23 protein-coding genes are annotated in these 21842 nt (G+C 52.6%); 1 reads left to right on the top strand and 22 read right to left on the bottom strand.

Annotation, left to right across the window (positions count from 1 at the left end; all coding sequences use genetic code 11):
- Positions 1–54 precede the first annotated feature (54 nt).
- From rpsO to rimP, 7 genes are all read right to left on the bottom strand, one after another.
- A complete protein-coding gene (gene rpsO / locus ACP15Y_RS11700) occupies positions 55–324 on the bottom strand; it encodes a 30S ribosomal protein S15 (protein WP_424983265.1) in 270 nt (89 codons plus the stop codon).
- Between the two features lie 129 nt (positions 325–453).
- Positions 454–1380, bottom strand: a complete 927-nt coding sequence (gene truB, locus ACP15Y_RS11705) for a tRNA pseudouridine(55) synthase TruB (protein WP_424983266.1) — start codon at positions 1378–1380, stop codon at positions 454–456.
- 14 nt (positions 1381–1394) lie between these two features.
- Positions 1395–1799: a 30S ribosome-binding factor RbfA gene (rbfA, locus tag ACP15Y_RS11710; RefSeq protein ID WP_424983267.1), complete on the bottom strand. Its 405-nt coding sequence runs from the start codon at positions 1797–1799 to the stop codon at positions 1395–1397.
- Positions 1800–1891: 92 nt separating this feature from the next.
- A complete protein-coding gene (gene infB, locus ACP15Y_RS11715; protein WP_424983268.1) occupies positions 1892–4534 on the bottom strand; it encodes a translation initiation factor IF-2 in 2643 nt (880 codons plus the stop codon).
- An 11-nt stretch (positions 4535–4545) separates the two neighbouring features.
- On the bottom strand, positions 4546–5229 hold the full coding sequence (locus ACP15Y_RS11720) for an RNA-binding protein (protein ID WP_424983269.1): 684 nt from the start codon (positions 5227–5229) through the stop codon (positions 4546–4548).
- Positions 5192–6811 carry a transcription termination factor NusA gene (nusA, locus tag ACP15Y_RS11725; protein WP_424983270.1) on the bottom strand — a complete coding sequence of 540 codons (1620 nt, stop codon included), beginning with the start codon at positions 6809–6811 and terminating at the stop codon, positions 5192–5194. The genes ACP15Y_RS11720 and nusA overlap by 38 nt, the downstream gene beginning before the upstream one ends.
- 27 nt (positions 6812–6838) lie before the next feature.
- Positions 6839–7468: a ribosome maturation factor RimP gene (rimP, locus tag ACP15Y_RS11730; protein ID WP_424983271.1), complete on the bottom strand. Its 630-nt coding sequence runs from the start codon at positions 7466–7468 to the stop codon at positions 6839–6841.
- 216 nt (positions 7469–7684) lie between these two features.
- Here rimP and ACP15Y_RS11735 point away from each other — a divergent pair, with 216 nt between their 5' ends.
- A complete protein-coding gene (locus ACP15Y_RS11735) occupies positions 7685–8542 on the top strand; it encodes a DUF6544 family protein (RefSeq protein ID WP_424983272.1) in 858 nt (285 codons plus the stop codon).
- 3 nt (positions 8543–8545) lie between these two features.
- On the opposite strand, the gene trmB is transcribed toward ACP15Y_RS11735, so the two are convergent.
- From trmB to trpS, 15 genes are all read right to left on the bottom strand, one after another.
- Positions 8546–9259 (bottom strand): tRNA (guanosine(46)-N7)-methyltransferase TrmB, encoded by a 714-nt coding sequence (gene trmB / locus ACP15Y_RS11740; RefSeq protein WP_424983273.1) that lies wholly within the window; start codon positions 9257–9259, stop codon positions 8546–8548.
- Between the two features lie 20 nt (positions 9260–9279).
- Positions 9280–10449: a methionine adenosyltransferase gene (metK, locus tag ACP15Y_RS11745; RefSeq protein WP_424983274.1), complete on the bottom strand. Its 1170-nt coding sequence runs from the start codon at positions 10447–10449 to the stop codon at positions 9280–9282.
- Between the two features lie 155 nt (positions 10450–10604).
- Positions 10605–11039 carry a helix-turn-helix domain-containing protein gene (locus ACP15Y_RS11750; RefSeq protein ID WP_424983275.1) on the bottom strand — a complete coding sequence of 145 codons (435 nt, stop codon included), beginning with the start codon at positions 11037–11039 and terminating at the stop codon, positions 10605–10607.
- Positions 11040–12659 (bottom strand): apolipoprotein N-acyltransferase, encoded by a 1620-nt coding sequence (lnt, locus tag ACP15Y_RS11755; RefSeq protein ID WP_424983276.1) that lies wholly within the window; start codon positions 12657–12659, stop codon positions 11040–11042.
- A 117-nt stretch (positions 12660–12776) separates the two neighbouring features.
- Positions 12777–13895: a hemolysin family protein gene (locus ACP15Y_RS11760; protein WP_424983278.1), complete on the bottom strand. Its 1119-nt coding sequence runs from the start codon at positions 13893–13895 to the stop codon at positions 12777–12779.
- A 67-nt stretch (positions 13896–13962) separates the two neighbouring features.
- The gene (gene ybeY, locus ACP15Y_RS11765; protein WP_424983279.1) at positions 13963–14448 is read right to left on the bottom strand and encodes an rRNA maturation RNase YbeY; all 486 of its coding nucleotides are present in this window, start codon (positions 14446–14448) and stop codon (positions 13963–13965) included.
- Positions 14449–14454: 6 nt separating this feature from the next.
- The gene (locus ACP15Y_RS11770; protein ID WP_424983280.1) at positions 14455–15471 is read right to left on the bottom strand and encodes a PhoH family protein; all 1017 of its coding nucleotides are present in this window, start codon (positions 15469–15471) and stop codon (positions 14455–14457) included.
- A gap of 61 nt (positions 15472–15532) precedes the next feature.
- Entirely contained in the window at positions 15533–16870 is a 1338-nt protein-coding gene (gene miaB, locus ACP15Y_RS11775; RefSeq protein WP_424983281.1) for a tRNA (N6-isopentenyl adenosine(37)-C2)-methylthiotransferase MiaB, read from the bottom strand.
- Positions 16871–16991: 121 nt separating this feature from the next.
- Positions 16992–17840 carry a lysophospholipid acyltransferase family protein gene (locus tag ACP15Y_RS11780; RefSeq protein ID WP_424983282.1) on the bottom strand — a complete coding sequence of 283 codons (849 nt, stop codon included), beginning with the start codon at positions 17838–17840 and terminating at the stop codon, positions 16992–16994.
- The gene (locus tag ACP15Y_RS11785) at positions 17806–18258 is read right to left on the bottom strand and encodes a Fur family transcriptional regulator (protein WP_424983283.1); all 453 of its coding nucleotides are present in this window, start codon (positions 18256–18258) and stop codon (positions 17806–17808) included. The genes ACP15Y_RS11780 and ACP15Y_RS11785 overlap by 35 nt, the downstream gene beginning before the upstream one ends.
- A gap of 35 nt (positions 18259–18293) precedes the next feature.
- Complete coding sequence (gene rimI, locus ACP15Y_RS11790) at positions 18294–18770, bottom strand: ribosomal protein S18-alanine N-acetyltransferase (RefSeq protein ID WP_424983284.1); 477 nt, start codon at positions 18768–18770, stop codon at positions 18294–18296.
- Positions 18767–19459, bottom strand: coding sequence for a tRNA (adenosine(37)-N6)-threonylcarbamoyltransferase complex dimerization subunit type 1 TsaB (tsaB, locus tag ACP15Y_RS11795; protein ID WP_424983286.1), 693 nt, complete (start codon positions 19457–19459; stop codon positions 18767–18769). Before tsaB ends, rimI begins: the two co-directional genes overlap by 4 nt.
- A gap of 67 nt (positions 19460–19526) precedes the next feature.
- A complete protein-coding gene (locus ACP15Y_RS11800; protein WP_424983287.1) occupies positions 19527–20090 on the bottom strand; it encodes a NifU family protein in 564 nt (187 codons plus the stop codon).
- 131 nt (positions 20091–20221) lie between these two features.
- A complete protein-coding gene (locus ACP15Y_RS11805) occupies positions 20222–20728 on the bottom strand; it encodes a universal stress protein (protein ID WP_424983288.1) in 507 nt (168 codons plus the stop codon).
- Between the two features lie 57 nt (positions 20729–20785).
- Positions 20786–21823: a tryptophan--tRNA ligase gene (trpS, locus tag ACP15Y_RS11810; protein WP_424983289.1), complete on the bottom strand. Its 1038-nt coding sequence runs from the start codon at positions 21821–21823 to the stop codon at positions 20786–20788.
- Positions 21824–21842: the final 19 nt, after the last annotated feature.

Genomic DNA, 21842 nt, shown 5'->3' on the forward strand with positions numbered 1-21842 from the left:
CCTTTCGTTCAAACAATATGGAGGGCCAATGCCCTCCATATCAAGTCTGGTACCTTAGCGACGCAAGCCCAAACGCTCAATTAGCGATTGGTAGCGTGACACGTCTTTGTTCTTAACATAGTCAAGCAAACGACGACGTAGGCTGACCATTTTCAAAAGGCCACGACGAGAGTGATTGTCTTTCTTGTGGTCTTTGAAGTGTTCGGTCAAATTTTTGATCCGCTCGGTGAGAATTGCAACTTGCACCTCCGGAGAACCAGTGTCTCCAGCTTTAGTGGCAAAATCTTTGATCAATTCTTCTTTGCGCTCAGGCGTAATCGACATCGGCCAATCCTTTCTAAAATGAAAGCTAAAAGGTCACCCATGCGCCGAGATGTCGTCCAGCACAGGGTCATTTTCCCGCAAAGGCGGTTGCGCGGGTGTATATAGGAAAATCCGATAAAAGAAAAGACTTCAATTGCGGATCGGCGAATCGGGCAAAATCACCCGGCTTGGCTTGAATTGCCCTTTTTCAACGCGCCCCAAGGCCAGCACATCACCGCGATGGGTGGCATATGCCACTTCAAGGCTGATGGGCGCGTTTCGCCCCAACAGCAAAGCTGGGTTGCCCATGCGCACGGCTTGGGCTTGTTTTTGGTCAAGGCTCACCTCATCCAAGTGGCCCAGCGCATCCGCGATCGGCCGCAACACTTGGTCACGTGTGGCACTGTCCTTCATATCTTCCAGCTCATTCACGCCAATGGCATCCGCTTCTGTGAAGGGGCCAACCGCGGCGCGGTGCAGCCGCGATACGTGGGCGACGCTGCCTAGCTTTTTCGCAATATCGCGCGCCAAAGCCCGCACATAGGTGCCTTTTTGGCAGGTGACCCGCAATGTTGAAATTTCATCGCTATGGGCCAAGACCTCCAACGCTTCGATTTCGATCTCGCGCGGTGGCATTTCCGGTTTTTCACCCGCACGCGCCAAATCATAAGCCCGTTCACCTTTGATTTTGATGGCAGAGAATGCGGGTGGAATTTGCGTAATGATTCCCGTGAAACACGGCAGGATTTCAACTAGTTCCGCTTCCGTGGGGCGGTGATCTGATGTTTCGATCACCTCGCCCTCCACATCATCGGTGGTGGTGGCGCTGCCCCAGGCAATATCAAATTCGTAGATTTTGGTGCCATCTTGCACCAAAGGCACCGTTTTTGTGGCTTCGCCCAATGCAATTGGCAAAATACCGGTGGCAAGGGGGTCCAGCGTGCCTGCATGGCCTGCCTTTTTCGCTTCAAACAACCATTTGATTTTGCCCACAGCTTGGGTGGACGTCATATCATAGTGTTTATTGAGAATGAGCCAGCCGGAAATGGCGCGCTTTACGCGTTTTTGCTGCGACATAACACCTTGTGCGTTTAGTGATCTTGCTCGTCGTCATCGTCATGATCGAGATCGCGGGCCACGCGATCTGAACGCAACAATTCATCAATGCGCCCTGCTTCATCGAACGTGTCATCAACAAAGAACCGGAAGTCTGGTGCATATTTCAAATCAATATGCGGCGACACTTGCCCGCGAATAAATTTCTTATTGCGGTTGAGCGCGGCCACCACGGTTTCCGCATTTTTGCCGCCCAAGGGCATGATATAGACCTTAGCCAATTTCAAATCCGGCGACATGCGCACTTCAGGCACGGTGATGAAGGCGCCTACTAGATCGTCATCCATCACTTCGTCACGCGACAAGAAGCTAGACAAAGCATGTCGCACCAATTCGCCCACACGCAATTGACGTTGGGAGGGGAGTTTTTCACCACTCATAATCTTTGCCTTTTTAAAAATCTTACGCGCATTGCTCAAACAGATATGGCGCCAAATGGCGCCATACTCAATTGGTCACAGTGGCCAAAAGATCAAAGCGTACGCTCAATCTCTTCCACGCGGTAACATTCGATCACGTCGCCTGCGCGCATGTCTTCATATTTTTCGAACGCCATGCCGCACTCTTGGCCCGCATTCACCTCTTTCACTTCATCTTTAAAGCGCTTCAAGGTAGAGAGCTTGCCTTCGTGGATCACCACATCGTCACGGATCAAGCGCACGCCAGCGCCACGTTCCACGATACCGTCCGTCACACGACAACCTGCGACGCGGCCCACTTTGGTGATGTTGAACACCTCAAGGATCTCCGCGTTACCGATAAAGGTTTCGCGCACTTCAGGAGACAACAACCCAGACATTGCCGCTTTCACATCGTCCACGAGATCGTAGATGATGTTGTAATAGCGGATTTCAACGCCTTCACGTGCCGCTGCTTCGCGTGCTTGCTTGTTGGCCCGCACGTTAAAGCCGATCACGATGGCTTTTGACGCTGCCGCCAAGGTCACGTCAGATTCGGTGATACCGCCCACGCCGCCAATCAACACTTGCGCTGACACTTCGTCAGTTGCCAATTTATCGAGCGCGCCATTGATGGCTTCAACAGAACCTTGCACATCGCCTTTGATGACCAATGGAATTTTGGCCAAATCTTCGGTTTTGAGCTGGCTCATCATTTGCTCGAGCGAGGTTACGCCGCCGGCTGCAGATTTTTCACGCTGCTTGCGCTGACGATATTCGGTGATTTCGCGTGCCTTGGCTTCATGTTCCACAGCACCCATCAAATCGCCTGCATCTGGCACCCCGGTAAAGCCCAAAATTTCCACTGGTGTGGATGGGCCCGCGGTTTTGATTTGCTCACCCTGATCGTTGATCAATGCGCGCACCTTGGCCCATTGAGCGCCAGCAACAATAATGTCGCCAACGGCCAATTCGCCATTTTGCACCAGCACGGTTGCAACAGCGCCACGGCCTTTATCCAATTTGGCTTCCACCACAATACCTTGGGCGCGGCCCTTCGGATTGGCTTTCAGTTCCAAAATTTCGGATTGCAACACGATCGCATCGAGAATGCCTTCAAGGTTCTGCTTTTTCATGGCAGACACTTCCACATCCAAGATTTCACCGCCCATGCTTTCCACAAACACTTCGTGTTGCAACAATTCGTTGCGCACGCGGTTTGGATCAGCTTCCGGCTTGTCCATCTTGTTGATCGCCACGATGATCGGCACTTCGGCCGCTTTCGCGTGTTTGATCGATTCAATGGTTTGCGGCATCACGCCATCGTCCGCCGCAACAACCAATACGGCAATATCGGTGGCTTGCGCCCCGCGTGCCCGCATGGCGGTAAAGGCTTCGTGGCCTGGTGTATCCAAGAAGGTGATCTCATGGCCATCGCGCTCAACCTGATAAGCACCAATGTGCTGGGTAATGCCCCCAGCTTCGCCAGATACCACATTGGCTTCGCGGATCGCATCCAGCAATGATGTTTTACCATGGTCAACGTGGCCCATAATGGTCACAACTGGTGCCCGTGGTTTCAGATCATCAGGATTTTGCTCTGTTTTATCTTCAAACAGGCCTTCTTCCACGTCTGATTCGGCAACACGCTTCACTGTGTGGCCCAATTCAGAGGCGATCAGTTCAGCCGTATCCGCATCCAACACGTCATTGATGGTGGCCATTTGACCTTGCTGCATCAGCAGCTTGATCACGTCCACAGCGCGTTCTGCCATCCGGTTGGCCAATTCCTGAACGGTAATGGCCTCTGGAATGGTCACTTCACGCGCGATCTTTTCTTTCGCCTGCTGTGGGCCACGACCTTTTTGCTTCTCACGTCGACGCTTCATGGCTGCCAATGAAGGGCCACGATCCCGCTCGCTGTCACCAGACAAAGCTGACGTCACAGTCAAACGTGTTTTCCGACGATCATCAGCCGCTGGTTTTTTAGAAGGTTGTGGCCGCGCAGCCCGTTTGGCGCGCTCCAGCTCTTCTTCATTCACCAAGCTCTTCGTGCGAGGGCCTTCGTGCTTTTTGCCGCCGCCTTTGCGGTTTGGATCCGCAGCAGGTGCGTTTGAAGCCGGGTCAGCTTTAGCTGGCTCAGGCGCAGAGGCCTTTGCTTTCGGCTGGTCGCCACCTTTTTTCGCTTGGGCTTCTTCGCGGGCAATCCGCTCAGCTTCCATGCGTTCTTCTTCTTCAGCCCGAAGCCGTTCTGCTTCTTCGCGCTCTTGCTTGCGGCGGGCATCTTCTTCGGCCCGACGACGTGCAGCTTCTTGTGCCTGACGTGCTTCGTCCTCGGCGCGCGCCGCTGCTTCGCGCAATGCGCGTTCGCGGGCTGCGGCTTCCGAGCTGGTTAGGCCCTGCTGTGCTTGAGCTCGCGGCGAACGCTCTTGCTGAGGCTTACGGTTTTGAGGCCGTTGGCCCGGCTGTTGAGGCTTTTTGCCGCCAGCTTGTTGCTGACGATTGTCGCCTTGAGCGGGTCCACCTTGCTGTGGGCGTGCGCGATTGGTCGGAGCCCCGGGCGGGTTGATCCGACGATTGCGCGTTTCCACCACGACGGTCCGGGACGACCGTGTGCCACCTGGCCGTGCGCCACCACCAGGCGCACCCTTTAGCGTTAGGGTCTTCTTGCCCCCGCCACCAGGTGTTGCATCTGATCTTTTGTCCTTATCACTCATATATCCGTCACTCATCCTGTGTTCTCAGCCGAAAATCGCACCAATTGTTTGGCCCGATCCACTGCAGATTTTGTCGCCGCGCCGCCTACCAGCGCTGCATGTATCACATTTTTGCCGCCCAATGCCAAACTCAATTGTTCTGCATTGAGAAAATCTATCTGCGGCACCTCATCTTCCAGCTCCATTGCGCGTAGAAGTTGAGTAATTTTCTTCCGCCCATCCATGCTGCCATCGCTGGCGGCAATCAAGGCGTTGATCTTCTCTTTTTCGATTGCGGACCGCACCTTTTCGTAGCCGGTGACCAGATGGCCGCCTTTCATGGCGAGGCCCAGCGCGCCCAACAATCGTTTTTCCAAATGTGTCTGGGTGATCTCCACCAAATTATCAGGCACATTTACTTGTGTTTTCAAGGTGCGGGCAAAGGCGTTTTTCGCCACCGCCTGCGCCAAAATATGTTTATTCGCTGTCACCCATACGCCACGTCCGCCAGCTTTTCCAGCAATATCAGGTAAAATCTCGCCATTAGGCCCAAGTGCAAACCGAATTAACTCGGACTTGGGTAAGGATTCACGGGTCACACAACAGGTGCGTAAATTCTTATCTTCCTTGTGGCCTCTGGCGTGTTCACCTTGTGGCATTTGGGTTGTGTTCAGCGTCTTACTCCTCTTGTGCTTCAGCGTCATCCGCTTCAGCATCTTGGTCTTCGAGTTCGGCGTCGCCGTCTAGCTCTTCTTGCGTGATCCAGCCAACTTTCACGCGGGCAGACATGATCATGTCTTCCGCTTCTTCGCGGCTCACTGGGAAGTCTTTGAAAACGCCGTCATAAAATTTGACTTCGCCATTTTCACGTTCTTTCCAGCCCACCAAATCGTCAGGGGTGTATCCCGCGAAATCTTCGATGGTTTTCACGTCATCTTCGCCCAATGCCACCAACATAGCCGCATTCAGGCCGTTAATTTCATAAAGCTCGTCTTGAACGCCAAGTTCGGTCCGCTTCTCGTCGCGGTCCCGCTCTGCTTGTTCCAAAAACTCAGCCGCACGGGCCTGAATTTCAGCAGCAGTTTCTTCATCAAAGCCTTCGATAGAAGAAATCTCAATCGGCTCAACATAAGCCACTTCTTCCAAAGAGGCAAAGCCTTCTGACGCCAAGAGCTGGGCCACCATCTCGTCCACATTCATGGCATTCATGAACAGGTCTGAGCGTTCGGTGAATTCTTTCTGGCGACGTTCGCTTTCTTCCTGCTCGGTCAAGATGTCGATGTCCCAACCGGTCAATTGTGACGCCAAGCGCACATTCTGACCGCGACGGCCAATGGCCAAAGACAATTGCTCATCTGGCACCACAACTTCAACGCGCTCAACTTGCTCGTCGAGAACCACTTTCACCACCTCAGCAGGCTGCAATGCAGACACCACCAAATCAGCGATATTTTCGGTCCATGGAATAATGTCGATCTTTTCGCCTTGCAGCTCGTTTACAACGGCCTGCACGCGAGAACCGCGCATACCCACACACGCACCAACCGGATCGATTGAAGAATCGTTCGAGGTTACAGCGATTTTGGCGCGGGAACCTGGGTCACGCGCAATCGAGCGGATATTGATCACGCCATCATAGATTTCAGGCACTTCTTGGGTGAACAATTTCGCCATAAATTGCGGGTGTGTCCGGGACAAGAAGATTTGTGGCCCGCGCTGTTCTTGGCGCACATCATGGATATAAGCGCGCACGCGATCACCATAGCGGAATGTTTCACGCGGGATCAGCTCATCGCGACGGATAATCGCTTCGCCACGGCCCAAATCCACGATCACGTTGCCATATTCAACACGCTTCACTGTGCCATTGATGATTTCACCAATGCGGTCTTTATATTCTTCATACATGCGCTCGCGTTCAGCATCGCGCACTTTTTGCACGATCACTTGCTTAGCGGACTGCGCTGCAATGCGGCCGAACTCAATTGGCGGCAATGATTCAGTTACATAGTCGCCCAATTGCGCTGCAGAATTGCGGTTGCGCGCGTCTTCAAGGCTGATCTGGCGGCTATATTCTTCAACATCTTCCACCACTTCCAGCAAGCGCCACATTTTCAGCTCGCCAGTTGTTGGGTTGATTTCAGCCTTCACCTCAGTCTCGGCACCATAGCGCGAACGCGCCGCTTTTTGGATGGCGTCCTGCATCGCTTCGATCACAATCATGCGGTCGATAGATTTTTCCCGCGCTACCGCGTCGGCAATTTGCAGCAGTTCAAGCCTGTTAGCACTGACAGCCATTAGTTGGTCTCCTTAAGAGGCATCAAATTAAGCTTCATCTGTCCCATCCTTATCGTGGTCAGCTTCATCAATTTCTGTTTCCAATTCAGGATTATCGAGCGGGTTCGCCGCTTTTTGCCGCGCACGTGCTTCATCAAGCAGCTTGTCGGTCATCATCAGTTTGGCTTCCGCCAAATCTTCGATATTCAGCGCCCACACAGGCTCTTCGCCTTTTGGCGTATCCGGAATATGGATCAATATTTGGTTGTCGTTCACCCCTTGCAAGGTGCCGCGAAACTTTTTGCGGCCATCCTGCAATTGTGCCAATTCAATTTTGGCCTCGTGGCCGGCCCACAGTTCGAAATCAGACAAGCGCACCAAAGGCCGATCAACCCCGGGCGAGGACACTTCTAAATGATAGGCACGCTCAATGGGCTCTTCCACATCGAGAATTGGCGAAATCTCACGAGAGAATTTTTCGCAATCTTCAATGGCAAACTCGCCTTTGGCATTTTCAGCCATGATCTGCAATGTACAGCCATTTTCACCAGTGACGCGCACGCGCACCAGCCGATAGCCCATATCTTCAGCCACAGGCTCCAAAATCGCCCAGATCCGCTCTTCCAGCGGGCCTGTGCGTCCAAAGGCTTTTTCATTTAAATCCAAGAGCTGTTTCATAGGACCCTAATATTAAAAAAGAGCGGGACCGTTCGGACCCACTCTCACATTTTCAACTGTGATTTTGCGGTCTTTATAGTCTGAATCTCGCCCATTCGCAACCCATTTGCTGCTTTGGCGACAGCCGACGAACAAAATTGACAATTTGTTCGGCGCTTGATGCCGATCAAACCGAGTTTTGCTGTGCCCGATATGATCTGAGATAGGAGAATAATTATGACGTTCAAGTTGTCCTATCTTTGGCTCTTGCCGCTTACTGTGCTGTTTGTAGCTGCGCTCGCCTTTTATGCCCGCAACATTGCGGATAAATGGCAAGTTGCCCAACTCACAGCACACATAGCCGAAAGCCCCGTTTCCGCTGCAGATGTTTACGACCCGCACATGGTGGCCGATCTGCCAGAAGCGGCGCAGCGTTATTTCAATTTCTCATTACGCACGGGTGCCCCGCTTAAGCAAAATTTACGGCTGACGATGGAAGGGCAATTGGGATTGGGCAATGCAGAGCATCCCAACTATTTTCCTTTCGGTGCGACCCAGACCATTGTGCCAGATCGTGGCTTTACATGGGTGCTGCATTCCAAGGGCTTGCCGATGGTTATCAGCGGTAGCGATATGATGTGGGACAATCAGTCGTGGACACGATTTTGGCTATATGGGCTGGTCCCGGTGGCCCGAATGGGCGGAAGCGAGGATCATTTCAAATCCGCAGAAGGTCGACTGTTGGTGGAACTGGCGGCGTGGAACCCCGCCGCCTTATTGCCGCAAAATGGCGTTGAATGGACCCAAGAGGGCCAGAATGTTGCTCGTGCTTGGATCACCACCTCAACTGGCCGACATTGGGTGGACATCCGCCTCAAGGGGGCTGGCGTGCCAATGGCCTATGAAATTGCGCGGTGGAGCAATGCCAATCCTAAAGGCGTTTATCAGCCTCAACCCTTTGGGGGCACGCCGCTCAAATTTACCGAGATTGGTGGCATCACCATCGCCAGCCAAGTGGATGTGGGCAATCATTTTGGCACGGCGGATTATTTTCCCTTCTTCCGCGCCACATTGACCGAGATCGAGTTTTTCTGAGCCTTACTTGCGGTAAAAGCTGAAATAATATGAATCACGGCCTTCGCGTTTGGCCTTTTGCTCATATCGTGTGGGCGCCCAATCGGCCCATGGCTGGCGCCATTCGCTGGCCTTCTCCGGCTGCCACGTAAAATCATCACGCCGCACCATATGGGCCAACACCCAAGTGGCATAATCGTCAATGTCGGTTGCCACCCGGAATTCTGCCCCCGGCTTTAGCACCCGCGACAGCTCCCCCAAAGTGACTGGATTTACAAACCGACGTTTGTGATGGCGCTTTTTCGGCCATGGGTCGGGATAAAGCAAATAAGCGCCTGCGATCGACTGATCCGGCAACGCGCGCAAAAGGTGCAGCGCATCTTCACGATAAAGCCGTACATTTTCCAGCTCATCTTGCGCAATGGCGGATAACATCTTGCCGACGCCCCCCATAAAGGGTTCGCAACCGATGAAATTTTGTGCGGGCTTTGCCTTTGCGTGTCGCGCCAAATGCTCGCCACCGCCAAAGCCAATTTCAAGAAATAAGGGAGCCTCAGCCTTTGTACCGAAAAGCTGTTTTAGATCCAGCGCATCCTTGTCCAGATCAATCTCAATGTGCGGCAACAATTCTTCCACCAGCTTTTGCTGGGTAGAATAGAGCTTATGGGTTGAGCGGCGTCCAAAAAAGGCTCGTCGCTCGGCTTCTAGGCCAAAGTCAGATTTGTTTTTTTCAGTCATGACCCGGCGATGTACTGGTTTTAGGTCAATTCGGCCAGAATTTTTTCAGCCAAATCGGTCCGTTCCCAAGAAAAGCCGCCATCTTCATCAGGTTGGCGCCCAAAATGGCCATATGACGCGGTGCGTTCATATATGGGTTTGTTCAGCTCCAGCGTTTCGCGAATGCCGCGCGGCGACAAATTCATCACCTTGTTGAGCACATGGCCCAGCTTTTCTTCATTCACTTTGCCTGTGCCAAACAAATCCACAAAGATGGACAATGGTTTGGACACACCGATCGCGTAAGACAGTTGGATCACGCATTTATCGGCCAAGTTGGCGGCCACGACATTTTTCGCCAAATAGCGAGCTGCATATGCAGCTGAGCGGTCCACTTTGGTCGGGTCTTTGCCCGAAAATGCACCGCCGCCATGGGGCGCTGCACCGCCATAAGTATCAACAATGATCTTGCGACCTGTTAGACCTGCGTCGCCATCTGGCCCACCGATAACAAATTCGCCTGTGGGGTTCACATAGAACTCGTCTTCTGGACACATCCAGCCTTCAGGCAATGCGTCGATCACATAGGGGCGCACAATTTTGCGCACATCATCCTGGGTCAATCCGCGCTCATGCTGGGTCGACAATACGATGGAGGTGGTGCCCATGGGCACACCATTCTCATAGCGCAAGGTGACTTGGCTTTTCGCGTCTGGGCGCAATTGCGGCACATCGCCATTGTGGCGGGCATCGGCCAAAGAGCGCAAAATCTTATGGGCAAACAAGATCGGGGCGGGCATCAATTCTTTGGTTTCGTTGGTGGCAAAACCAAACATAATGCCTTGGTCGCCTGCGCCTTCATCCTTATTGCCAGAGGCATCTACGCCTTGGGCAATTTCGGGTGATTGCTCGTGCACAAAGCAATCGACCTGCGCATTTTCCCAATGGAAACCTTCTTGCTCATAGCCAATATTCTTAATGCATTCGCGGGCAATGGCCTCCATGCGGTCTGCATCCATAGATTTAGGCCCACGGGTTTCCCCTGCGAGCACAACCCGGTTGGTGGTTGCCAAAGTTTCAACCGCCACACGCGAATAGGGATCTTCTTTCAAAAATCCGTCCAAAATTGCATCCGAGATGCGATCGCAAATCTTATCAGGATGGCCTTCTGAAACTGATTCGGAGGTAAACAGGTATGAAGAGGACGCCACACGCACAACCTTTCATTATTTGATCAAAATCCACCTTGCCGGCAAAGTGATTGCAAAACCCTAAAGCCCGCGGCCGTTCGGTCCACATTCTTAAAGGTTGGCTTCCTCTTATGCAATAAGGATATAAAGAAAACGTTATATCTTATGGACTGGTTTTAGCTTCGCCGGCTTTTGGCCATGGGCGAAACGTTATTAGCTTCACCATTTTTGGCCATTTGCTCCGCCAATTGCACCAAAGTATCCCGCGCGTGGGGGCTGTCGATCAAATCATAAGCTTTGAGCAAACGAATCCGTTCGTCGGCCGGGCCAAGGGCAAAAGCATCTTGGCCTTGTTCCCCCAAACCGCCCTCGGCAGCCGCATCATAGAATCGCCCAGGCTCGACGCCCAAAACACGCGCCATAACGGCCAAACGAGAAGCGGGCACACGATTGGTGCCCGTTTCATATTTTTGAATTTGCTGATATGTGATGCCCGCTGCATCAGCGAGCTTCTTCATCGACATGCCCAGTTCTTTACGTCGCTGACGCAAAAATGCGCCGACTTGTGTGTCAATGGCATGTGGTTGACGGGGTGGTGTTGTTTGTCCCAACTAAATCTCCCAAGTGCGGCGCCAGCGATTTCGCAATAATACGGCAAATATGGTTGCGCCAAGAATGATGTAAAATAATAGGTAAGTGTATTGGGAAAATAATGTTTTCTCAAGGGGGGGGGGTATTTGTGCGACCATCAGATCAGGCGTATCAGGCGGCAGTTTCGCTAAGATACGTCCAATTGGGTCGGTCACAAATGTGTGACCAGTGTTGGCAACACGCACCAGAGGCAGCCCCTGTTCAACCGCGCGAACCTGCGCATGATGGGCATGTTGTGCCGGGCCGATTGTGCCTTGGAACCACGCATCATTGGTGAGATTGAGAATCCATTCTGCCTCCTTGGTTTTTTCGCCCAATGCGCCAGAAAAAATCACCTCATAGCAAATCAGCGGTAGCGCAGCCGGGGTGCTTTGCGGTGCAAATTTCAACCCTGATTCTGTGCCTTTGATAAAGCTATCGGCGGCGGCCACAAATTTACGTAAGCCCAATTGCGTCATCAGGGATTTGAGCGGCAAATATTCACCAAACGGCACCAAGCGCCGCTTGTCGTAAGATGAGATGATCTCCCCTTGATCATTGATCGCCAAAATGGCGTTAAATGCGCCTCCATTTTCATTGGAGAAACCGCCTAGATCATAATTGCGCCGCGCCGCGCCAGTGATCAGCAACGTGTCTTGTGGCAACATGCGGGCAATGCGCGCCAGTGCTTCTGGCTCTTCAGCCACATAGAATGGAAATGCACTTTCGGGCCAAATCAAGTGGGTGGTGCTGATCAAGCCGGGATCATTTTCATCGATTCGGGTTTGCGAGAGCCCCAATAACGAGTTGAAAATGGCATCACGATATTGCGGGTCCCATTTTTGGTTTTGTGGAATGTTGGGTTGCACCAAACGCAAGCGCATATCTGGCCGCAGTTCAAACTCAGGCTGATGATAGCGCCACGCGCCGAGCCCAGCCATCAGGCCAAGGCCCAGCAGCCCTAAAATTGGGAAATATTTCGCGCGATCTCCCTCTAGTGGCGATGCCAAGAGCGCAAAGCTTGCGCCAATCAAAATGGCAAAAAAGCTTAGACCGTGGACACCAAAAAAGGCGGCGCTTTGCATCAAATAGGGATAGGCGGTGAGCACATAGCCGGGCACATTGAACGGCAGGCCGGTGAGTACAATGCCCCGCAAAAACTCGAACAAGGCGATAAATGCGGCCAGTGCGAAGATGCGTTGGGCATAATCCGACCAGAGCAGGTGGGCAAAAGCCGTGCCTAGGCCCCAAAAGATGGCCAGAAAGGCAGGCAACCCAAATATACCGACAGGCAAAGCCCATAAGAACAGGTCACCATCGACAAAGAAAGCAGCACCGAGCCAATGCAGCCCTACGGTGAAATAACCAAAGCCGAATGCCCAGCCGATCCAAAAAGCAGGGCCAAATAGCTTGCGCCAACCAGATTGGGTTTCCACCCCATCCAAAAACCAGACAAGAGCAGCAATGCCAACAAAGAATAGGGGGAGAATTTTGAACGGCGGCAAAGCCAGTGCCGCCAGTGCCCCCAAAACATAAAGGACAAGAAAGCGTTTGGGACCATGGGACAACATACACCAATTGGCGATGGCGCTAATGCTCACGATTGATCCTCTCCACTTTGGCGTATGCCAGACCTATCCAAATCCGGGCTCACATCTCTTGCCCGCAATGCGGGCAAGTAAATCCTGATTTGGTGTGCTTTTCAATGGTGAAAATGACTAGCCGGTGGCAGAAGCCTTTTCTTTATCGGCTTCATTTTTAGTTTCGGCAGGTTCTACGCGGCGTTGGCGTGCCGCATCCATATTTTGGGTGGGGGCACTATATTCGCCAAGCGTTGCACCGCGCGGCCGATTGCGCAGCCCACGGCGACGGCGGGTGATTTTGATCTTCTTCACCCGACGGGGATCCGCTTGCATGATTTCAAACTCAAAACCGCGCACTTTCGCGATCACTTCGCCGCGCACCGGCACCCGGTCCACCAAGTTGATGATGAGACCGCCCAGCGTATCCACATCCTCAGCAGCTTCGCCAGGCTGGAAGTTTGGGCCCAACTCATCGTTCAAATCGTCAAGCTCAACACGCGCATCAGCAATAATAGTGTTGTCGTCAACGCGACGCATATGATTGACATCGGCTTCGTCGTGCTCGTCTTCAATGTCACCCACAACGGCTTCCAGCAGATCTTCGATGGTCACCAAGCCGTCGGTGCCGCCATATTCATCCACCACGATCGCCATATGAACACGGGTGGTTTGCATCCGTTGCAACAATGTGGCCACGGGCATAGAGGGTGGCACAAACAACACGTCGCGCACCATCTTCTTTTGCTTGGAGATTTGCGTGCGCAAAAGCGGACTTCTCAGCTTTTCGGGCTGATCAGGCTTTTCAGCTTCGTTTTGCGGTTCAGCCAACGACAACAGCAGATCTTTAATGTGGATCATGCCGATAATATTATCGAGATTGTCGCCATAGATGGGCAGGCGCGAGTGGCCTGCTTCGCGGAACCGCGCGATCAAATAAGACATGGACGCATTGTCTTCGCACGCTTCAATATCAGCGCGCGGCACCATCACGTCTTCCACGCGGGTGTGGGCCAGATTCAACACATTTTGAATCAGCGCTTTTTCGCCAGCCGAAAACGCGCCATCACCTTCGGTGTGGTTGTTATCGTCAAGCGCGACTTGCAAATCTTCGCGCAAGGATGGTGCTTTGCCGGTGAGCTTGGCGCGCAAACGCGCCCAGAATGAACGGGGAGCTTCCTCATTGTGGGAGTTTTGGTCGCCATTTTGGCGATGCGGCCGATCCGCCGCGGCGATAGATTGATCTTTGTCGTTCATGTCGATCGACTTCTTCGCAAAAGCCGTTTTCTCTCCGTTTTCGTGGCCAATTCCAGAATTTTGGCCGTTAGTGTTCAACTATGTCGGCATAAGGGTCGGCAATGTCAAGTCGAGCCAATATTTTACGCTCGGCCGCTTCCATCTCTTCCGCTTCCTCATCCGTTAGATGATCGTAACCCAGAATATGCAGAAAGCCATGCACAAGCAAATGGGCGAAATGATGATGAAATTGCTTTTGTTCCGCATTTGCTTCTTTTTCTACGGTCTCAAAAGCAAATGAAATGTCGCCCAACATGCCTTCAATGGCTTCGTCGGGCTCGATCTGCGGAAATGACAGCACATTTGTGCTTTTGTCTTTTGCCCGCCAGCTTTCATTCAGCTTTTGCTGCTCTTCATCATTGGTCAGCAACAAGGATAATTCTGCTGGTCCTTCAACTTCGAGCTCCAAGGTTGAGAGCGCCATGCCGACAATTTTGTTTACATCGATAATCAGCTCTTCAGGCCAACGCTCATCATTGCGCAGCACATCAATTTCTATCTGGTGGTCGGGCATTTTGGCTTATGCCTCGTCATCTTGCGGCTTGCCATCATAGGCGCGGATGATGCGGGCCACCAATTCATGGCGCACGACATCCTTGTCGCTAAAGCGTGTGATTTGAACGCCCTTAACACCATTGAGCAGGTCAAGCGCTTCCACCAAGCCGGACCGGACGCCATTGGGCAAATCAATCTGGCTGGGATCACCAGTCACAATCATTTTTGAGTTTTCGCCCAAGCGGGTCAAAAACATCTTCATTTGCTGGGTCGTGGTGTTTTGCGCTTCATCCAAAATCACCACCGCATTGGACAATGTACGCCCGCGCATAAAGGCCAGCGGCGCCACTTCGATGGTCTGGCTTTCCAAGCAGCGTTCCACAATTTCGGGCTGCATCATGTCGTAAAGCGCATCATAGAGTGGGCGCAAATATGGATCGACCTTTTCCTTCATGTCACCAGGCAAAAAGCCCAAACGCTCGCCAGCCTCAACGGCTGGGCGTGACAAGATGATGCGGTTGATTTCGCCGCGCTCGAGCAAAGTGGCGGCATAGGCAACAGCCAAATAGGTTTTGCCTGTACCCGCCGGGCCAACACCGAACACCAATTCCTGCCGATCCATGGCACGGATATAGCCATCCTGCGCGGGTGAACGGGCAACGATGGTGGCTTTGCGGGTGGCAATTTGCGCCATGCGCACGCGGCCGCGTTTTTCAAATGTCGGCAGCGTCAACTGGCTATCTTCTGTCAAAATCATCCGGATGACTCCATCCACCTCTCCGGGTGTGACGGCTTGGCCATTCTCCAACATTTCATAAAGCGTTTCGAGGGTGCGACGGGCTTGATCTACAGCCACATTGCTGCCGGACAAGAACACATGATTGCCCCGCGATATGGTTTGAATGCCCAGTTTTTGTTCGATCAGCGCAAGATTTTGGTCGAATTCACCATAGAGCTGGGACACCAGCCGGTTATCTTCAAAAGCAAGTTCCACATCAGTTGTGTTATTTTGCTGGCCCTCAGGCGACCAAGTTTTTGTCAATCAGCGCTCCTGTCGAATCAAGTTAATGCCTTACCCCAACTATACGCATGTCAGTATAGTATTATGTGACAATCTTACCAAAGAGTGAAAATTTCCCGGTATCATACATGGAAACAGGCTGAATTGTGCCAATTAGAGACAAATCTGCTTCAACTTGTACCGGTTGCAGATAGGGAGACCGCCCCACAATCTGCCCTTCATCACGTCCTTTTTTCTCAAAAAGAACCGGGAAGGTTTGGCCAACACAAGACAGATTAAATTCTTTTTGCTGGGCATTGAGCAGTTCTTGCAAGCGTTGCAGGCGCTCATATTTTACATCTTCTGGCACCTGCTCATCCATTTCCGCGCCTGGCGTACCCGGGCGGGTGGAATATTTGAAGGAATAAGCCGCAGCATAATGCACGTCCTTCACCAATTGCATGGTGGCCTCAAAATCTTCTTCCGTTTCGCCGGGGAAGCCCACGATAAAGTCGCCAGAAAGCGCCAAATCTGGTCGGGCTTTGCGGATGCGATCAATCAAATCCATATATTCTTTCGCCGTGTGCTGGCGGTTCATGCTCTTCAAAATTTTGTCGGAGCCTGCCTGCACGGGCAAATGCAGGTATGGCATCAGCATGTCGAGGTCGCGGTGCGCCTCAATCAGGGCGTCATCCATATCGCGGGGGTGCGACGTGGTGTAGCGCAGACGGTCCAGCCCTTTAATATCGGCCAAGCGATAGATCAGCTCAGCCAACCCCGTGCTGTTCCCCTTCTCATCGAGCCCGTGATACGCGTTCACATTTTGGCCCAACAGGGTGATTTCCTTCACCCCACCATCCACAAGGTTTTGCGCCTCGGCCACCACTTGCGCGATGGGGCGCGAAACTTCCGCACCGCGCGTATAGGGCACAACGCAGAATGAACAGAATTTGTCGCACCCTTCCTGCACGGTCAAAAAGGATGTGAGACCACGGGCAATTGTAGTTTCTTTTTTCGCTTGCGGCAGATGCTCGAATTTATCTTCGGCAGGGAAATCGGTTTCCACCACTTTTTCATTGGCGGCCCGGCCCACCAGCTCTGGCAGTTTATGATAGGATTGGGGGCCAAACACCAAGTCAACAACTGGCGCGCGGCGCATAATCTCTTCGCCCTCAGCTTGGGCCACACAACCGGCAATGCCGATCATCATTTTCTTGCCTTTGGCTTCTTGCGACTGGCGCAAAATGCGCAAACGGCCCAGCTCAGAATATACCTTTTCAGCTGCTTTTTCGCGAATATGGCAAGTGTTGAGCACCACAAGGTCAGCATCGTTGATCTCAGTGGTTGCCTCGTAGCCAGATGCTGCCAGCGCATCGCTCATGCGATCGCTGTCATACACATTCATCTGGCAGCCATAGGTTTTGATAAAGAGCTTTTTCATCGCAGACACAATAATTCACCAAATTCGGGAAGTTCAGGAGCGACTTGTTACACCAAATTTTGCCCCGTGCAAACCACCGGATTTCCGACGAATTGCAACTGTTGCAAATTAGGTTCAGGCGTTAGCCCAAATGCGCTTTGGGCAATGGCAATCCCCGGTTGAGGGAAACCAGCATATCGCGCACTTGCGCATGTGCTTGCCGGGTGATGGCTTTACGGTCTGTGCTGTCGTCGATCAATATGGGTTCACCAAACATGATTGATACTGACTTGCTGCCCGACAGCAAAATATCGCTCATATTGTCCATCAACCCCATGTCGCCTACCCAGGCAATTTTGGTGCGTTCAGCGCGGGAAATGGGCAATCCGTTCAGTTGGGTATAGGCAATACACATGGGCTGAATGTAGATCTCGCTCGCATCGCCGGCTTTCATCGCGGCTTGTGTAGCGCCCACCAAAGCCGAGCGGAAAGGCAGCACATGGCTGCCAATATCTGACGTGCCTTCCGCAAACAAAACCACAGCGCGACCTTCATTCAAGCGGGCGCTCATTTCGGCCACCACGCGGCCCGTGTCGGTTTTGCGGGTACGGTCAACAAAAATGGTTTTTTGCATCCGCGCCAAGGTGCGCACAACGGGCCAAAGCCCCACTTCGGCTTTGGCCACAAAGCTGATGGGCACCGCACTGCCGATGGCAGGAATATCCATCCAAGAGATGTGATTGGACAGCAAAAGCGTTGGCTTGCCTTTGGCAGGTTTGCCGATCTGGGTGATTTTGATGCCCAAATAGGTGCACACCACTTTGTGCGCCAGCATCGGCACCGCATGCCAAAATGGAAATTTCAGCCACAGGATAATTTTTTGAACAATGCCCAGCACAATCAGGATGGGCACCACCACAAGAATAAAAACAAGCGTGCGCAAAATCATAGATGTTTTACTTTTCTTCTGGTTCTTTTGTGCCCACTTCATGGAGCGGCACCGCATAGAGTTCCAAACGGTGATCGACCAATTTGTAGCCCAACCGTTTGGCGATCACTTCCTGAATGGCTTCAATCTCTTCATTGCGGAATTCAATTACGCGACCGGAGCGCACATCGATCAAATGATCATGATGCTCGTCGGGAATCGGTTCGAACCGGGCACGGCCATCTTTAAAATCATGTTTGGCCACCAGCCCCGCTTCTTCAAATAAGTTCACCGTGCGGTACACTGTGGAAAGCGAAATGCGTTCATCAATTTTGGAGGCGCGGCGATAGAGCTCTTCAACATCGGGGTGGTCGGTCGCGCCTTCCAGCACACGCGCGATCACGCGTCGTTGCTCTGTCATGCGCATGCCGGATTGTTCGCACATATTTTCCAAATGGCTGGCGTCAGCGTTTTCGCTCATGAACCTTTTTCCTTTGTGTGCGTGCCCTCAACGGGTTAGCCGAGATCAGCACGCATGACAAGTGCGGTGGCGGTGTGGCCGTCGGGCCGGGGATAATATCCGCGGCGCGTGCCGACTTGGCTAAAGCCATATTGTGCATAGAGTTTTTTGGCCGCCTGATTGTCCTCATCCACCTCCAAAAACATCTTGGTGACGGGGGAATAATACAAATCATTCCACATGGCCTTCATCAACGCGTCACCCAGTTTCTTGCCGCGAAAACGCTTGCTCACCACGATGGTCAGCAGCTCGCATTCATCATTTTGCACCCGCAAGATCGAGAACCCGGCAATTTTGCGATTCTTGTCGCAAGCCACATAGATGGGCGTATCCTTATTGTCGATATAGCCGACAAAATCTGGCACAGACCACCCCCGGAAAAAGCCCTCAGCATGGAGCTTGGCCAGCTGACTGGCATCTTGGCTATCGGCCATTTCTATATGCAGGCCCAGCGGCGCAGTCCAAATTTTCATGAGGCCTGCCCCTCCCGCGCAATGCTTTTGCCGCTTTGCGGTTTCGCATCTGCCGCGCGCACATAAAGTGGCTCGGGCGGATAATTTGCCGCATCAAGCAAAGCGCCATAGCGGGCCAGCCGCGCCACATCGAGCCACTCGGCTGCCTGCGCATCGCGCTTGGCGGCACATTTTTGTTCGGCGAAATCGGCGCCTGTGCCCAGCACGAGATCGCCACTGGCAATATAGCTATCGATCTGGTCGTTTTCCAACAATTGCGGCGCGGCTGCGGGCTGACCGGGAGCGGCAAAGGCTTGGAAATAGTGCTGGTCGCGCCGCGCATCAAACAACACTTTGTGCGGCATTTGCGGCGGCGCGGAAAGGGACATGGCCCCCAATGTGGAGACGCCCAACACAGGCTTGTTCAACGCCACGCCAAATCCACGGGCAGCGGCAAGGCCAACCCGCAACCCGGTGAAAGAACCCGGCCCCGTGGTGACCACAAAACGGTCAATGTCTTTGATGGTAAGGCGTGCCAGTGCCAGCAGCTCATCCACCATGCCCAAGATACGTTCGGCATGACCGCGGCTGCGCGGTTCAACAATTTGATGAAGTTCGCCATCAGCCCGCACCAGCGCGCCCTGACAATATTGATGCGCCGTGTCGAGCGCGAGAATTACAGGATGTTGGGGGCGAAGCTCATTTTCCATAGGCAAATGGTTTGTCGGTTCTCCGCCCACTAATCAAGTCAAAAATCTGCGTATTCAGATCAGAACGCTAAATCTGCTGAACGTCTTCCACGCCCGGCACAAAGTGACGCAACAGGTTTTCGATGCCGTTTTTCAGTGTCGCTGTTGAAGATGGGCAACCTGAACACGCGCCTTGCATGTGCAAATAAACAGTGCCTTGCTTGAAGCCTTTAAAGATGATGTCGCCACCATCCATGGCCACCGCTGGGCGCACGCGTGTGTCCAACAATTCCTTGATCACTTCGACCATTTCTTTGTCGTCTTCTTCAAAGAATTCTTCAGCCTGGCTATTTTGCGATGCGGTTTCGCCATCGCTCAAAAGCGGCTGGTTCGACATGAAATGTTCCATGATCGAGCCCAAAATGGCAGGCTTTAGATGCGCCCAATCGCTGTCATCTTTGGTGACCGCGATAAAATCTGCGCCAAAGAACACACCGGTCACCCCATCAATGGTGAACAAAGCGCTAGCCAATGGTGAAGCTTTTGCAGCTTCTTCATCCCGGAAATCCTTTGGCTGCTCAGGCAACACATCGCGGCCCGGCAGAAATTTCAAGGTTTGTGGGTTTGGCGTCGCTTCGGTTTGAATAAACATGACCGATCTCTCCAATTAGTCTTTTCGGGCGGTTTGGACACCCGAAATCAGTTTAGAATGATTTTAAAATAGTCTTTTGCGCGTCAAAGGCAAGCGTTGAATCGCACAAAATTTTGGCAATTTGAGGAATTTTATGCCAATTCTGCAATCTGGCTGTCGGTCAATATGCCCGGCACAATCGCCACCGGAATGGGCAAAGCGTTGGCCCCCCGCGCCGCAAGCGTACTCACCAAAGGCCCCGGCCCATCAGTTGAAGTGGAAGACGCCAGCACCAGAATAGAGATATTCTTGTCCTCGCTGATCAGCTCTTCAATCTCGTCAGCGGTGCGCCCCTCGCGGATTTCGCGCTCCACTTGGATATTGCCGATTTGGGCGATTTTGGTTTCAGCCTCATCCAACCATTGATTGGCTTGTTCATAGGCTTCGGCGCGCATCACATCTTCCACACCAATCCAGTGCTGGAAGTCATCCGGCTCGATCACCACCAACAGTTTGACGATGCCGCCCGTGCGCTTCATGCGGTAAGCGGCAAAGGTCACCGCCACCCAACATTCTTCTGTGCCGTCCAAAACGGCTAGAAATTTGCGCCCACCAAAATCTGGCATTTGGGCTGTCTGATCTTCTTGCTCAACGCTCATGGCGACATGCTGCCACCGAAATGCGCTTTTGCCAAGCGCATTTCGGTCAGGCAGATTTTAGCTAACAAAACCAACGATTTGACGCACATGCTTCATGGTTTCTTCCGCGATTTCGCGGGCACGGCCTGCCCCATCGCGCAAGATATTGTCCACTTCAGCCGGGTCCGCCAACATGCGTTTCGTTTCTTCAGAGATTGGGGCCAATTTCTCAACCGCAAGCTCTGCAAGAGCGGGTTTAAACGCACCAAACCCTTGGCCACCAAACTCTTTCAGCACATCTTCTGAGCTGATATTGGCTAGGGCTGCGTAAATCTCGACCAGATTGCGTGCTTCGGCACGGTCCTTCAAGCCATCCATTTCTGATGGCAAGGGCTCAGGATCGGTTTTGGCCTTACGCAGCTTTTTGGCGATGTCGTCGGCGCTGTCCATCAGGCCGATACACGCCATTTCCGATGGATCAGATTTAGACATTTTCTTTGACCCGTCACGCAAAGACATGATCCGCATGGCTGGGCCAGAGATCAATGGTTCTGTCATGGGGAAGAAGTCACCGTCTTCAAAGCCTTCTTCAATGATTTGCTTTTTGAAATCATTGTTGAATTTTTGCGCAATGTCGCGGGTCAGTTCCAAATGCTGCTTCTGGTCGTCGCCCACAGGCACATGGGTGCCGCGATAAAGCAGAATATCAGCTGCCATCAAGCTTGGATAAGCATAAAGACCCAAGGATGCATTTTCGCGGTTTTTGCCCGCTTTATCCTTAAATTGGGTCATGCGGTTCATCCAGCCGATGCGGGCCACACAATTGAAAATCCATGCCAGCTCTGCATGCTGCATCACTTGGCTTTGGTTAAAGATAATGGATCTCTTCGGGTCTACGCCGGTGGCCATATAGGTCGCGGCAATTTCCCGAATTTTGTGGCGCAGAACTTCAGGCTCTTGCCAGACCGTAATCGCATGCAAATCGACCACGCAAAAAATGCAGTCAAACTGCTCTTGCATGGGGGCAAAACGACGGATCGCGCCCAGATAATTGCCTAAGTGCAAATCACCTGAGGGCTGGACACCTGAGAAAAGGCGGTTCTGAAACTCGGTCATGGATCAACCTATTTACAAT

This window comes from Maritalea sp. S77 (assembly GCF_049801075.1).
Lineage (GTDB): Bacteria > Pseudomonadota > Alphaproteobacteria > Rhizobiales > Devosiaceae > Maritalea.

What these genes read in the sequence shown, in the direction of transcription:
- miaB (WP_424983281.1), bottom strand. Translation starts at nt 16,870, where the DNA reads ATGAAAAAGCTCTTTATCAAAACCTATGGCTGCCAGATGAATGTGTAT.
- ACP15Y_RS11800 (WP_424983287.1), bottom strand. Translation starts at nt 20,090, where the DNA reads ATGTTTATTCAAACCGAAGCGACGCCAAACCCACAAACCTTGAAATTT.
- rbfA (WP_424983267.1), bottom strand. Translation starts at nt 1,799, where the DNA reads ATGAGTGGTGAAAAACTCCCCTCCCAACGTCAATTGCGTGTGGGCGAA.
- trmB (WP_424983273.1), bottom strand. Translation starts at nt 9,259, where the DNA reads ATGACTGAAAAAAACAAATCTGACTTTGGCCTAGAAGCCGAGCGACGA.
- trpS (WP_424983289.1), bottom strand. Translation starts at nt 21,823, where the DNA reads ATGACCGAGTTTCAGAACCGCCTTTTCTCAGGTGTCCAGCCCTCAGGT.
- truB (WP_424983266.1), bottom strand. Translation starts at nt 1,380, where the DNA reads ATGTCGCAGCAAAAACGCGTAAAGCGCGCCATTTCCGGCTGGCTCATT.
- ybeY (WP_424983279.1), bottom strand. Translation starts at nt 14,448, where the DNA reads ATGCCCGACCACCAGATAGAAATTGATGTGCTGCGCAATGATGAGCGT.
- rimP (WP_424983271.1), bottom strand. Translation starts at nt 7,468, where the DNA reads ATGAAACAGCTCTTGGATTTAAATGAAAAAGCCTTTGGACGCACAGGC.
- rpsO (WP_424983265.1), bottom strand. Translation starts at nt 324, where the DNA reads ATGTCGATTACGCCTGAGCGCAAAGAAGAATTGATCAAAGATTTTGCC.
- tsaB (WP_424983286.1), bottom strand. Translation starts at nt 19,459, where the DNA reads ATGGAAAATGAGCTTCGCCCCCAACATCCTGTAATTCTCGCGCTCGAC.
- ACP15Y_RS11805 (WP_424983288.1), bottom strand. Translation starts at nt 20,728, where the DNA reads ATGAGCGTTGAGCAAGAAGATCAGACAGCCCAAATGCCAGATTTTGGT.
- ACP15Y_RS11760 (WP_424983278.1), bottom strand. Translation starts at nt 13,895, where the DNA reads ATGAACGACAAAGATCAATCTATCGCCGCGGCGGATCGGCCGCATCGC.
- ACP15Y_RS11780 (WP_424983282.1), bottom strand. Translation starts at nt 17,840, where the DNA reads ATGAAGTGGGCACAAAAGAACCAGAAGAAAAGTAAAACATCTATGATT.
- infB (WP_424983268.1), bottom strand. Translation starts at nt 4,534, where the DNA reads ATGAGTGATAAGGACAAAAGATCAGATGCAACACCTGGTGGCGGGGGC.
- rimI (WP_424983284.1), bottom strand. Translation starts at nt 18,770, where the DNA reads ATGAAAATTTGGACTGCGCCGCTGGGCCTGCATATAGAAATGGCCGAT.
- ACP15Y_RS11735 (WP_424983272.1), top strand. Translation starts at nt 7,685, where the DNA reads ATGACGTTCAAGTTGTCCTATCTTTGGCTCTTGCCGCTTACTGTGCTG.
- nusA (WP_424983270.1), bottom strand. Translation starts at nt 6,811, where the DNA reads ATGGCTGTCAGTGCTAACAGGCTTGAACTGCTGCAAATTGCCGACGCG.
- ACP15Y_RS11720 (WP_424983269.1), bottom strand. Translation starts at nt 5,229, where the DNA reads ATGCTGAAGCGGATGACGCTGAAGCACAAGAGGAGTAAGACGCTGAAC.
- ACP15Y_RS11785 (WP_424983283.1), bottom strand. Translation starts at nt 18,258, where the DNA reads ATGAGCGAAAACGCTGACGCCAGCCATTTGGAAAATATGTGCGAACAA.